A 13,897-nucleotide genomic window follows, 5' to 3' on the forward strand; every position below is an offset into this window, starting at 1 on the left:
GTATGTTTATTTTTGTTAACGGGGAATCTGGAAAAAAGTTGCAGGAGTGGGCGAGAGTACTCTTTTTCCATCGCTTTTGGACCTTATCCCGATCACTCAGTTGAGATTTTTGGAAATTTTTACTTGTAATAAGAACATATGTTTGATATTATGCTAATAAAAGGAGGGGGCGTTCGCGTTATGGAAACCGATTTTTTGTTCAATGAAGCTCATATGTACCCATCGGGATCGGAGGATGCTTGTGTCACCCTTTTATTTCAAATAAAATGGCCCGACGGATTTGTATGTCCGCGCTGCGCATATTCGGATTTCTACGTCATTTCTACACGCCGACTCCCCCTATACGAATGTCGTTTATGTCATTATCAGGCTTCGCTTCTTACAGGCTCGATCTTTGAAGGAAGCAAGACGGATCTGACCAAGTGGTTTACCGCCCTTGCCCTAGTCTCCACCGAGGGGGGAACTTCTGCCAACCGGCTGCATCAAATCATTCGTGTTACTTACAAAACCGCATGGCTGATGCTGCAGAAAATTCGTTATGCTATCGGCTGTGCGGACACGGAAACACTTCTCCTCGGTACCGTTCGGGTGAACACCGCTGTCTATAACCGCCCACAGAACTCATCTTTTCAAGCCTCGCCTACGGAACAGCCCTTCTTCGTCGGTTCCGGAGCTTCGATGGAGACTCCCGCGGAGCCCGATTATGTAAAAATGAAGCTGATTCCCAAGCAGTATATCCGTGATCGTGTTGTGAACGGCAAAGCGATCCAAGCCTTCACGAAAAGTGAAATCGACGGTTCCACTACCGATGTTACTTTCGTCGCGCAGCGCTATAGCTCTGCCCGTTTTATTCCCCTGCTTCAGCTGGCAGCCCAAGCATGCCGTTGGATCAATCGCACTTTCATGGGTTTAGGCCGCAAGCATTTGCAGGTCTATTTGGATGAGTTCTGCTATCGTCTGAACACGTCCAGAATCAGCACCTGCATCCTCTCAACTCTTGCTAATCTGTGTATGAGAGCTCCTCGCTTTACTTACAAACAATTAACTTCCTTCAGCTCGTAATCAGGTACTTGGCCTCCTTAAGCGACTACCTCTTATTTGAGTTGCTTCTGATACATGCAAGATGAACGAACTGGCCCTATAAACTTTTCCCCCGGGTGTCACCTTCCTTATCTTTGCTGTGCATACTTTGCTGTTACGTGCTGTAACCATGGAATGATGTTCCAAGCTTCTTCATGTGATTTTTTTCTCAAACCTCATCGTTCACGGGCTAATCGTCACTACTGCCACCCTCTGCGTACTGAGTCATGGGGATAAGGGCCAAAAGGGAGGACGAGACCCGAGGCAAACCTCTGGCCCCATAAAAAAACAGCCTGCCTCACAAACCCAGGCAAGCTGCTTCCATAGATCCATTTATCCTAGTGAAAAAACGATTCGTTACGCACCCAAGCACCGCCTTCATCCGTGCTCCGGTAAAACATGACGGCTGATTGCAAGGCACCCTTCGCCGCTTCCTCGACCGAATCGTAGCTGTTGCCGATCGAGATGGCAGGGTCCATGCTGTCCGCGCCACGGTACATATGGCTCAGCTCATAAAAGAAATGTCCGTTTCGATTTCGATAAATATGAATGCCGATATCCTTGCCGTCTACCCGTGCCTTCAAGGTTTCCACCAGCTGGTGCACAACCTCTATATCGGCATGAATATTGGCTAGTACAGATAAGTCTATCATGGGTAGTGTCCTCCATACATGATGTCTTATCTTAAGAGTGCCCGTTCCGCCCTAATTTATCCATATTGCCAAAAACACGTAATCCTCCGTTATTTGGGCTCCGGTCCTGTGACCTTGACGGTAACCGGCGCCGATTGAACGGTCACTCCATTCAACGTGATGCGTACCGACAGGTCCGTTTGTCCCGGATGGTTCGCATGAATTTGGCCGTCTGCCGTCAACTCCGCTACCTTCGGTCGGCTGCTGACGAATTCGATCGTTGCCCCGGAGAGCTCACGGGTGACACGGCCCTTTTCCAAGATAGCTTGATAAGTGTAGGATGTCGTCTCGCCGCGGCGCAGCTCCGTAAGTCCGGCTTTCAGCTCGACCTGTGCCAGCTTCAAGACCAGCTTCGGATCGCTGTACTTCATCAGCTCGCTCCCGTACTTGAAGTACAGGTTGCCGAAATCGTCCTGCGCCAGCTTCTCCACGTTGCCTTCAAGCAGAACGGTTACTTGCTTGGTATCGGCATCAATACGGAACAGCTTGCTCGTGTAGGTTTTATCCGCTACATAGCCGAGATAGATCGAGCCGTAGATGTTGCCGTCCGTCCCTACCATGAGGCGAGGATTGCTGTGCGCATAATCGGCCGCCGGGAACTTATCGTCACTATAAGTGATTTGGCGGCTATCCTGATCGAAGATAAACAATGCCCCCATCGCCATACCCCACAGCTTGCCGTCAGGCCCCCAGAAGAAGGAGGTGACTGCTTTTTTACCCGCAACAGGAATGGTTTCGAATTCTATAGATTGGGTGTTTACATCGTAGATGACGAGCTTTCCCACTCCGCCGTTCATCGCACTGGTACCCATGTATAGTTTACCGTCCCGGTATAACAAGGTATTAATGGAATGATCGGGAACGATATTTCGCTTCACATCGAATTGTTTTGTCTCAGGGTCATAGGTAGTCAAAGCGCCGCCGATCTTACCTGCTATCGGGTACGTGCCGATGTAAAGCTTGCCCAGCTCCTCCGCACTGGCGAAGGCTACCGGACGATCCTGCTCATCGCCGAGCTGGCCCAGTCGAAGCGGATTGTTCGGTGCACTTGGGTCGGTTCGGTTCCAGGGCTGCGTCGGGTCATATTCAAAAATAGTAGCCCGCGGGTACACCCCAAAGTACATCTTGCCGTTCAGGGAACCGTAGCCCTCGACCTGGCCTATCTGCGGGTACAGCTTCGTCTCGTTCGCGGAAGGGGCATAAATACCCATACCGCCGCCCGAGATGAAGCCGGAGGTCAGCATTTTGCCGTCCACACTCTTGCCAATGTTGAACAGCTCTACGAATTGCGGCGGTAAATCCAGCTCGGGCGTATCCAACTTGCCGGTCTCCAGGTTGTAATAGAAGGCGCGACCGCCGTTCCCGGCTAAACCTACGAGCGTGGTACCCGGGTAATCCGGCAGATTCAAAGTAACATAGCCGAAGGCGACACCTGCGCCCTTGACATCAGCCCCGGTAGACTTATATGTGTTCGTCTTGGTGTCATATTCATACAGGGACCATTGCTGCTTGTCATCCGGCAGCGTTTCGTAAAAGGTATAGAACACCCGGCCGTCCGGGGAAACAGGAGAGAATCCGCGCGTGTTGTACGCTGTATTGTTCTTCACTATCCAAGCAGCCGTTGCAGGATCGTACACGAACATGACCGGTCCCGGGTCGAGTCGCACGAACAGCTTGCCGGCCGTATACTGCAGGTCGTAAACCGAGGTTTTGCCTGCAAATTCCGGTGGGGTTAATGCCGTTTTTTGTCCCGTCGCCAAGTCGTATTTATACAGCCTCGCTACATCGGAGCCGCCTACATAAAGCACATTGCGGTCCGGGTCGTATGCCAGGCTGCGTGTGTGCTGCTCCTTGCTCGCCGTTTTAAAGGAAGCCAACGTCTTGGTTGCGTCGGTAGCCGGGTCATACTCAAAAACCGACTGGGAGTAACCGGTTCCGCCGTACATCTTACCGTTCGGACCGGGCACCAGCACCCAGATGACGGTATCGGTAGGCACAGGCTTGCCGATCGTACGCATCGTCTCGCTGGCCGGATCGTACTGGAACAACGTCCCGTTCGGCGTGCTACCTACGTAAACCTTGCCGTCGGTGGCCGTTGCGATCGCCCAGGCAGCCGTTACGTTGCTGCCGTCCAGTGCCACAAGCGGATGTTTCCCCAGCACTGCCTTGGTCTTCACATCCGTAACAAGAAATTGAGCCGGATCGCCCTGCACTACCGTATACATGACGTCACGCCCTTGGCGGTCTTTGCCGTATGAGCCGGTCATGAGCGTCAAGCTGGTGCTCTGCGGACCGAGATTCGTTATGTACGGAGGGGTATCTCGGATCTGCAGCACGGCGTCGTCTGCATAGAAGCGGCCATTTTTATCATTAGGAAAATAAAATGAGACCTTCACTTGCGCACCGTCCTTCGGTGCCGCTGCAGCTACGCGAAGCTCGGACCATTCGTTCGGCACCCCCTGCACCAAGCCGCTGACAATCGAGATAAGCTTCCCCTCGGTGCTGTAGAACTGCAGGTCAACCTTGCCGCCACTGCCCGACTCCGAGCGAACTTGAGCCGTTAGAACAACATTGCTGAACGGTGCTGCAGGAAGGGCGTCACTAACGGCACCTTGCACGCCCGGTGTCGTTTTCTCAACAATGAGGCTTCTAGCCCCTTCCTTGTAAACGGAATCGCTTACATTAACCGAGCCGGATACACCCTCGGGCTGCCAGCCCAGTGGATGCCCATCGGCGGCAAGCTGCTCGAAGCTCCCGTTGGGCAAAGCATTCTGCACTGCCTCAGCGGCGGCTGCACGCGGCTGCTGGTACGGTGAAACCGCTATCATTCCTGCCGATAAGGCGATCGTTAAAGCTGTAGTGGAAAGCCTTCGAAACCATTTGCTCTTCATCAATCCTTCTCCCCTTCCAGGTGATAGTAAGACAGAAGATCAATCGTTACGATTGTAGCATAGACGAGTAGCTATATACAAGTAAATAACATGTATTTAATGGGGTGTACCAATGCTGCTTGGGGCTCGCCTCTTATCATGGAAAAAGCCACCGAATCGGTGGCTTAGAAGCTAAGACGTATACGGTATGCCTCGACATGTGTCCGGGTGTATGAACGATGTCGATCCCCGCCGCCTCGAAGTTACGAAAGGGGCTGCGTGCTCCGCTGCTCGTTAAACCTTCGCTCAATCCTCTGACAGGCCTCGTCCGGACTCTCCATGCAGGCCCAGAGCAGGTTCAGCTCGTCATAAAGCTTATCGATCTCCTGCTGGCTGAGACGCATGCTTCTCAGAGGCTGCGCATAGGGCAGCACATCCAAGAACCGATTGTAGTGCTGCGGATGGATGGCCGGATTCAGCAGCGTATCGTCCTCGGCAACCGACTTCAATACGGGAATCGTACAGCCATACTGCTTCAACAGTGTCTGCGCCTCCGTTCCTGTCATGAAATCGACCAGCCGCTGGGCCACCCGCTCATGCTCGCTCCCGGCGTTCACCGCCAAGCCGCCGCCAAGCAGCAGCGTCGCCTGCTTCTTATGCTGGGGCACCGGCAGCACATCCCATTGGATGGAATGATCTCGGAATTCGTTCATGAAGTAATACGTGGACATGATCATTGCCACGCGTTCCTTCATGAATAAGCTCTCCGCCAAATGGCTGCTCCCATGGGCATAGATCGGAGACACGCCATGCTTATACATCAACGAGGTACAAAAATCCAGCGCTTCGATGTTCTCCGGTTTGGCCAGCGTGCACCGCTCCCCGTCCTCGGACATGATCTCGCCGCCGTTCTGCAGCAGAAACACAGGCCAGCGGTTGTAGGACGACGAGAAACAGAAGCCGTATTGCTCCACGAGCCCGTCCCCGTTCACATCACGGGTGCAATGCTTGGCTACTCTGAGCAAATCCTCCCAATCCTTCAGCGCCGTCTCCTCGGACAGCCCGCTCTCCCGGAATAAGGTGCGGTTAAAGCAGATAACGACCGGGGAGAAAATAAACGGAGCCGCCAGCAGTCTGCCTCTGTCCGAGAACAATTCGAATACCTGCGGATAGGTGGTATCATCCGGTTTCAGGTGTCCCGGAACATAGCCCGTAACCTGCTCCGACTTCCCTGCATCCAGCCACTGGCGGAAATGCAAATCGGATAACATAAATACATCTGGCCCCTGCTCCTGCTCCATCTGACGGATCAGCAGATCGGCATATCCCTGCTCAGGAAGCAGCTCCAGCTCTACCTTGACGAAGGGGTGCTTCTCCTCGAACGCACCGATGATGCGGCGAACGATATTGATTTCATACGAGCTGGAAAACCAGGCCAGCCGAAGCACCACCGGCGTCTGGTCCTGATCCGGCGGCTTGACGCGGTTGCCCTTGCCGGCGATCTTCTCGATCAAGCCCTCTTCGACCAGCTCGGCTAGCGCCTTCCTAACGGACACCCGGCTTATTTCATATTGAACGCTCAGTGTATTTTCCGGCAAAATGTACTCGCCCGGCTGCAAACCGCCGCTGACGATTTCGTCCCGTAGCTCTTGAAGGAATTGGTTGTACCGTTCTTGAAAATTATTTCTTCTTCGCAGCAATATATACCGCTCCTATACATGTCTTTAAGCTTCAGTATATCATGGGACCTGCGACAATTCCATTCGACTTCCATCATTTCTCATTATTGGCCAGCCATCGATCCAGGAAGGAGTACGCCAGCTCTCTTGCGCGTGGAGGAAAATCATGGCCGGCGGGACCCAGCCAAAACTCAAAGGAGCCGGCAGCTGCCTCCTGCCCGTACAGCTCTTCCAAATCGGACATTCCTTCAGCGATGGCCTGCCAATTCGGAAATATATGATCCTTCAGTCCGCTCCACATGAATAAGGGGGTAGGAGCAGCTAATGCCGCCACCTCGTGCCATTCAAAGGGAATTTGATCCTCACGAAGGTAGTTGGTGACCTCGGGAAGATGGGAAAACCATTCCCGCTTACCCCAGCGATTCGGCTCCGGATCGCCTGTGAACATGGAGAAGCCGCAGCTGGATACGACCGCGCGGATACGGCGGTCCCAGCCGGCCAAAAACCACGCGTTGTACCCGCCTAGCGAATGCCCGATAGCGCCGATCCGCTGCGGATCCACCTCCGGCAAACTGCAAAGCAGATTGAGCGCGAGCAGATGATCCGCCAGCATTTTGCCGACAGCCGTCCACTGGGGGTTAAGCTCGTAGAACGGAGCGGTCTGGAACGGCTCCGCCCCCTCATACACTCGATCGCCGAAGCTGATGGAGTCCGGTGCAAGCACTACGTAGCCACGGGATACAAGCTCCAAGCCGTACCGCCGGTTTTCCCGGCCCTGTGGGGTCGCTACGTCCGCTCGTCCGCACTCCGTTGTGGGATGCATGGCGAGAACAGCAGGATATTGCCGTCCCTGCTCCATTCCTGACGGAAGCAGCAGATAGGCCGTAATGATATCGCCATCCTTCGTCCGGTAGCGAATATCCAGCCTGCGATGATCCTTCTCCGTCTGCTCCGACATCACCTCGAATGCCACGGGCCGGCCAGGCTCGGGCCAAAAATCCGGTGAGGGCGGCATCCCGACCAGCCGCTCCCACACCTCCCTGATCCGCTCGCGCTTCGCCTGCCATGCTGCCGAAGAATCTACTCCGGCCAGCAGCTTAGGTATCGTGGCCAGTGTTCTCTCCGAAAGTTTATACCCCATGCCTTCATGCACTCCCTTCCATCCAACGGTACGTCCACAGCTCGCACCCACACCCGAAATATAAGAACCCATCCTTATAGGCTATGCCACTGGTGGCGGGCTTCGGAAGCGTGGCGATAAGCCTGGCACGATACGTGTTCGGATCTACCTCGAAGATGGCTCCGCTTAACAGCCCTACGAGGCTGAGCATGCCTTGCTTCTCTATCCATATGAGCCCATGCCTTACTACTTGGCCCCAAGCCGATAAATCCTGCTGATAGACCGGCTCACCCCGTACCGTATCGAATACAAAGTAGATTGAATCCGAGGTCAGCCCATGGATTCGCTCCATCCTGTCCACTGCGATCATGGAAATTTCCTTCGCACCGGGCACCGGCGCCCATCGGGCGGAAACCGCACGGCTCTTCCAGTCGAAGCGGTACAGCTCCGCCTGCTTCGCAATGGGCTCCGCACCCCCTGGCGTCTCTACGCTGGTAGCGCCGATTACATCGCCGCAGGATAAGGCGGCTAAGCCTAGCGTGCTCTGGTACGGACAGAGCTCGTGGTGCTCATATACCGTGACGGACTCCGTCGGCACGTGCAGCACACCGAGAGCGCCGCCCACCATGCCGTAGCCTGGAAATCCGCCGTACAGCACGTGCTCGCCGTCCGGGTGCGCCAGCATGCAGCGGGGACGATGAATCCGCTCATTGGAGTAGAGCAGCCTAGGGTTTCTGGAGCCTCCCGATTCGCCCGCCAGCGGCTTTGTCGTGTCCAATACGTGGAGATGGCCTCCTGCGTAGGCAGCTCCGAACAGCAGCTCTCCTTGCGAGGCATAAGCGCAAATATTGCCGCCACCGCCCTTCTCTACGGTCTTACCGCCGTAGGTAACCATACCGGCTGCACCGGGCTCGTAGGAGTACAAGTGAAGGGGATGGTTCGAGGTTCCGTAGATGCGCCCGTCGGGCCCAAGGAACATAGGGGAAAGCGCCGTCCCGTTGCCTTCATAACTCAGCGGCAGGGCAGTCTCGCTCTCTCCGTCGGAGAGCACCAGCTCCCCTTCCGCGAGCTGGTATTGCATTACGCGCCGGCGACCGGATAAGTTGCGATGCAGCTTGTTGTAGCCTGTGCCAAAATAGAGTGAAGGGGCAACAGCCGAACCTTCCATGGGAACGGCTTCACCCCTTGCCATCCGAAACCATCTGCGTCCGCCTTCCGCTGCGGGCAGGGCGGCGTATACCTGACCGTCCTCGCCAAGATGCACTTCGCCGGCCCCCCTGCCCGCAGCCGATACTTTCCGCAGCGCGCCGCTTCGCGGTTCGAAGCCCGCTACGACGGCTGTCTGCGTACCGATGCCGGCGTAAATCCAGCCATCCTCGCTGGCAGCCAGTGTCATGGCATACTTCTGCAGCGGGTCCAGCTGAACCAATTCCTCCACCTGTCCCTGCGAGAGCTCCAACCGCAACAGTTTACACCCCGGATAAGTGGTGGCATACATCGTGCCCTCCCGATCCTCGGCAAATGCCATCCCGATGATCTCTTCTTCCGGTGCGGGCCGGAACCATCGGATAAATTGGCCTAAGAACGGGTCGAGCACCATCAGCAGCGGTCCCGCCCCGGTGATAAATAAGCCCGAGCTTGTCGCTATGGAGCCGAAGGGATAATCGATGAGCCTCTCTGGAAACGCCGTCTGCCGGCAGTCGCCGGTCTCAGGGTCGACGATGACCACGTAGCCTCTCGCCGCAAGAACGACGAGCTGCTTGCCGTCCGCGGAAGTGCATACCGCAGCCGAACGCGTTTCGTCCGCCCTTACCGGCGTCCCAAGGCATATAAATGGATCCGCCATGTCGCTACCTCGCATAGGAACCCGCTACTTTGCGCAGCGCAGCTATGATCTCTTCCACGTCCTGCTCCGTATAAAATTCGCTTAAAGGAATTTGCACCGCGGTCTGCAAAATCCGCTCCGCTTCCGGACATAGTCCCCGATCGTACGATACATCGCTCTGATCGAACGGGAAATGGCTGCCCAAGTATGCTTGACGCTGCTGAAACAACGGCTGCATGTAGCACACATCCGGAATATAGCCCGCCCGGTTCGGAATGCCTTCCGCGGTCAGCGCTTGGCAGAACTCCTCACGAGTACAAGTCAGCTCCTCCTCGCGCAGTCGAAACATATAGAACCAATACGTGCATTCATTCCCCTCCGCCACGTAATGAGGCGCCAAGCCGTTTACCTTCTCCAGTCCTGCCGTAATCCGGTCTCCGAAGCGTCTGCGTTGGGAGCAAATCCACTCCAGCTTCTTCAGCTGGGCGATACCGACCGCTCCCTGCAGCTCCGTCATCCGGTAATTAGGAGCAACGTAATGCGTATCCCGCTGGAGCCCCGTCCCGAATCGGCGGTAATTTTTATCGGCGAAGGCATGCGTCACCTGGTAATCCGTCTCGTCTGCCGAGTTTACTGTCACCATACCGCCGTCGCCCGTACTAATGTGCTTGAAATCGTTGGTGCTGAAGCAGCCGTAGTCGCCGATCGTCCCGACTAACCGCCCCTTGTACTTAGTGAGATACGCCTGTGCGCAATCCTCAATGACCTTGAGCCCGTGCTTGCGCGCGATGTCCATAATCGGATCCATATCGCAGGGGTTTCCTGCCAGATGCACAACGACGATCGCCTTCGTCCTTGGCGTGATGCGGGCTTCGATCGATGCCGGCGTCATGTTGTACGTATGCGGATCGAGATCGGCGAAAACAGGAATCGCATTCTGATATAGAATTCCAATTAACGTTCCTTGATCCGTTATCGGACTTGTAATCACTTCGTCCCCGACCGACACGCCTGCGGCCCCCATCGCTACATGAAGCGCAGCGGTGCCGGAGGAGGTGGCCACACTGTATTTTACTCCGTACATTACGTTAAAATCGTTCAAAAACTGCTTCACCTTGCCGCCGAAATGGTAGAAAAGCGTGTTCTGCTCCAGCGCCTCCAGCAGCTGGGTAGCCTCCTCCAGACCAAAGCGGCGTCCCGTCCCGAACGGGGTCGTCTTGACCTTCGGACCGCCTAAGAACGCTAACTGTTCCATATGTTATGCCTCCCGTCCCGCTGCCGCATGTACATCCGTTCCCGCTCCAATGACAACCTTCCTGCAGGCCACACCGAAGCGTATGGCTTCCGCGCCTTCACCTGCTGTCGTCGGAATCCATACGACAGCGCCGTCCGGCGCCTGCTGCAGCTGCAGTCCTCCTTGTTCGCCGGTTGCCAGAACAGTCCTGCGCCGGGCCTGCTCCCAGCGTAAAATCTGCGCCGATGTCATGAAGGTAAAGCCCCGCTCCTTCGCTCTGCGGACTACCAGCCCCATCGCTTCCCGCACCATCGGCTGCTGTAGCACATGCAGCTGATGGAATAGGAAATGCGCCACGCCGCGCACCCTCTCCACGCCATCCAGGAACGGGTCGATCACCGAAGTATCCGCCAGTGACGGATGCTCGAGATCCTGCGTCAGGAAGCCGATTTCCAGTACGTTGTACGTTCGGTTCCGCTCATCCGCCCAAGCGATCGGGTAGTACGGATGACAGGTGCCGAACAGAAACCCGATGTTGCCTTTCTTGCTCGGCCCGCGGGTTTGATCCGCTTCGATCCCGTTCTCCTCACACCACTGGAACAATTCGCCCCAGCCCTCATAGCGGGTATAATGGTTCTTATTCGACACGACCTCCGCCCCTGTAGAGGAGCGAATAAACTCCAGCTGCCGCTCAAACTCGCGCGCATCCCAAATGCCGTCTTCCTTCTCCAGCGCGTTATAGTGGAAGGCCAGCTCGTGGCCGTCCGCTTTGATCTTCTCATAGATGTCTGCGGAATACCCGGGCTCGATCATGCACCAGGTGGACCGAACGCCGTTCTCCTTCAGCACCTCCAGCGTAGCCTCCGCCGAGGCATCCACATTAAAATCACTGTCATGGGAAATCAACGCCACTTGCCGTACACCTTCCGGCCAGTAGTCCACAAAAGGCAATGCGGCCCCGAGCTCCAACGTTTCCCGAAGCAGCTGACCGATCATGGCTTCGCGCCACAGGTCCGCATACGGGACCCCGTAGTAAGGCACGCCTGTCGCCGTCTCCGTCCGGTCCAGCTCCCAATCCAGCTCGCAGCAATCATCCGCTTTAAGGATACCTTCATCCAGCGTGCCTGTACCGTCCGCTGCCGGGATTCCGTCTTCCAATACGGGGCCGGAGCCCTGCTGAAGACGAACGATCGTCTCCGGCACGTTGACGTTCCAGCGGATCAGCTTCCCCGAACCGATAGCCAGCTCCAACGAGGCCGCCCCGATCGTCTCGCCGTTCGGCTCCCCCTTGCGAAGCACGCCTTGTGCTGTCGCCGTCTCAGCCTCTACACGAACCCATGGGCGCACCTTCAAGGCCCTCAGGGTTACCCCATCGGCGGCGATTCCCTGCTCCGGCAGCTCGGCATACGCCGCGTCCCGTACGGCAAGCTCGCGGCAGCCCAGCTGTCCCGCCAAGCGGTTCAGCCCGGCATAGGATATGAGCGTGCCGCCGCTTCGAACGAAGGACAGCAGCTCCTCCAGCGCCGCATCGGATTCACCGGCCAGTGCAACAAGCAGCACATCCGGAGCGTATTCAGCCAGCTCAGCTCCCGTTGTCAGCCTGCGAAACGGAATTCCCGCATGAGCCAATATTTCCTCCATGTATAATTCAAAAACGTTCTGCCCATAGCGCCATCTCTTCTCTGCAGCGGCGCCGTCCAGCCATACGCCTACTTTAGCCAGTCTTAGCATGATGTCCCGCTCCTCTCCTAAAAGGAAAAGGGGCAAAAGCCCGCTTTGCCCCTTGTTTGTCATTATTTAAACAACGCCTTCGGGTCTTTATTTTTGATGCCGGCATTGTACTCCTGTACGATCTTCGCTCCGCCCTTGTCCATGTACTCCTGGACCAGTTTATCCCAATCGGATACCGGACGCTGGCCGGCGATCATTTTTACCTGTTCGTTCATGAGGTACTTCTTCAGCTCGTCGCCCTTCTCCAGATCTGCAGGGGATTCCAAGCCGTTGATCGGATTCGCATACAGCTTCACGCTCTTGTACATCGTCTCAATTTCTTTGACCAGATCGGACAGCTGCTTCGTCTGATAAGTGATGGAATAATTCACGTCGGTATCCTTCGGTGCCCAAGCGACATTGTCTACAAAATAAGTCGATGGAGCCAAACCGTCGGAAGCAAAATTTTTCTTGTTCACCGGCTGGCCGTTCGTCATGTCATAACCTACGCCCACTTTACCGGACCACCAGTCGAAATCCGCATTCTTCTCGTTCTTCTGGTCATCGGCATAAAACTTGCGGCCGAACTCATTCAGCGTCAAAATCCGCTTCAGCTTATCGGGCTCCTTCGCCAGCTTCGCGTTCAGCACCGTCAAACCGGCAAAGCCGCTCCCCGCCGTCAAGCCTTGGTTGCCGTTCTTATCCACGAAGGCACCCAGGCTGACGAATTGCGCATTCGGGTGAATTTTGAGCAGACCGTCCATGTACGCTTGGGACATGCCTCGCGGCGTACCGATGAAGATCCCCGCCTTGCCTGAATAAAATTCCTTGTTCGTATCCGCCCAGTTCAGAACCGCGTAGTCCTTCGTGATCGCGCCTTCCTTATAAAGATCGGCCAACATTTGAATGACTTCCTTGCGGCCCTCGCCGATCATGCCGGGAATGTAATTTCCGTCCTTGTTCTTATGATACCAAGCGTCCGGATCCCAATAAGGCCCTTGGTTAAAGTTCGGGTTAATGTCCTTGCCGATGGCGAAGCCGTACGTATCGTTCTTCCCGTTCTTGTCCGGGTCGTTCTTCGTGAAGGCAAGCGCTACCTGCTTCAGCTCCTCATAGTTTGTCGGTACCTTCATCCCGACGGCATCGAGCCAATCCTTACGAATGACGGTAACCACTTGGAATTTGGGCGAATATTGCGGAATCGCATAAATTTTACCGTTGACGCGCATGGAGTCCCAGATAAAATCCGGCACCACCTGAAGGGTCGGGTACTGTTTAATGTAATCGTCGAGCGGAAGGAAGGCGCCTTGTTTGGCGAACTTGGCATAACGAGCCTTCAGGTCCGTCGACATCAGGCCTACCATATCCGGAATGTCGCCGGAAGCGAAGGTCGCATTGATTTTCTCATCAAAGGCTGTGTTGGTCACAAAGGTAACCTTGTAATCAATGTTGAACTTTTCGTTAATCATATTCAGCCCTGGACTCGAGCTTGGGGGCGGATCACCGTAGCGGAAATCCAGTGCGGTAATTGTGTGCTTCTTGTTGGGATCTTCCTTAGGAGCCTCTGCGCTCGGTTGATTGGTTCCCGCTGCCGGTTGCTTGGAGCAGGCTACTGCAGTTGCCGCCAGCAGGACGGCTAAGGTGACGAACGTCGTGCGTTTTGCATTCATTCTTCGAACCCTCCATT

Annotated in this window: 9 protein-coding genes; 1 reads left to right on the top strand and 8 read right to left on the bottom strand. The window is 55.5% G+C overall.

Translation table 11 applies throughout. From position 1 onward, the window contains the following. Positions 1-180: 180 nt before the first annotated feature. Complete coding sequence (locus QMO62_RS15510; RefSeq protein WP_284642278.1) at positions 181-1,062, top strand: transposase; 882 nt, start codon at positions 181-183, stop codon at positions 1,060-1,062. Positions 1,063-1,418: 356 nt separating this feature from the next. Here QMO62_RS15510 and QMO62_RS15515 read toward each other — a convergent pair whose 3' ends face one another. From QMO62_RS15515 to QMO62_RS15550, 8 genes are all read right to left on the bottom strand, one after another. Then, positions 1,419-1,733, bottom strand: a complete 315-nt coding sequence (locus QMO62_RS15515; protein ID WP_284642280.1) for a hypothetical protein — start codon at positions 1,731-1,733, stop codon at positions 1,419-1,421. 89 nt (positions 1,734-1,822) lie between these two features. Next, positions 1,823-4,663, bottom strand: coding sequence for a hypothetical protein (locus QMO62_RS15520; protein ID WP_284642282.1), 2,841 nt, complete (start codon positions 4,661-4,663; stop codon positions 1,823-1,825). A gap of 242 nt (positions 4,664-4,905) precedes the next feature. Further along, entirely contained in the window at positions 4,906-6,342 is a 1,437-nt protein-coding gene (locus QMO62_RS15525; protein ID WP_284642284.1) for an extracellular solute-binding protein, read from the bottom strand. A 73-nt stretch (positions 6,343-6,415) separates the two neighbouring features. Beyond that, positions 6,416-7,462: an alpha/beta hydrolase family protein gene (locus QMO62_RS15530; protein ID WP_284642286.1), complete on the bottom strand. Its 1,047-nt coding sequence runs from the start codon at positions 7,460-7,462 to the stop codon at positions 6,416-6,418. Positions 7,463-7,466: 4 nt separating this feature from the next. Further along, positions 7,467-9,287: an NHL repeat-containing protein gene (locus tag QMO62_RS15535; protein WP_284642288.1), complete on the bottom strand. Its 1,821-nt coding sequence runs from the start codon at positions 9,285-9,287 to the stop codon at positions 7,467-7,469. A gap of 4 nt (positions 9,288-9,291) precedes the next feature. Then, a complete protein-coding gene (locus QMO62_RS15540; RefSeq protein WP_284642290.1) occupies positions 9,292-10,521 on the bottom strand; it encodes a DegT/DnrJ/EryC1/StrS family aminotransferase in 1,230 nt (409 codons plus the stop codon). A gap of 3 nt (positions 10,522-10,524) precedes the next feature. Then, complete coding sequence (locus QMO62_RS15545; RefSeq protein WP_284642292.1) at positions 10,525-12,231, bottom strand: hypothetical protein; 1,707 nt, start codon at positions 12,229-12,231, stop codon at positions 10,525-10,527. A gap of 62 nt (positions 12,232-12,293) precedes the next feature. Continuing rightward, positions 12,294-13,880 (bottom strand): extracellular solute-binding protein, encoded by a 1,587-nt coding sequence (locus QMO62_RS15550; RefSeq protein ID WP_284642293.1) that lies wholly within the window; start codon positions 13,878-13,880, stop codon positions 12,294-12,296. Positions 13,881-13,897 lie beyond the last annotated feature (17 nt).

Origin of the sequence: Paenibacillus silviterrae (assembly GCF_030167925.1) — a bacterium.
GTDB lineage: Bacteria > Bacillota > Bacilli > Paenibacillales > NBRC-103111 > Paenibacillus_G > Paenibacillus_G silviterrae.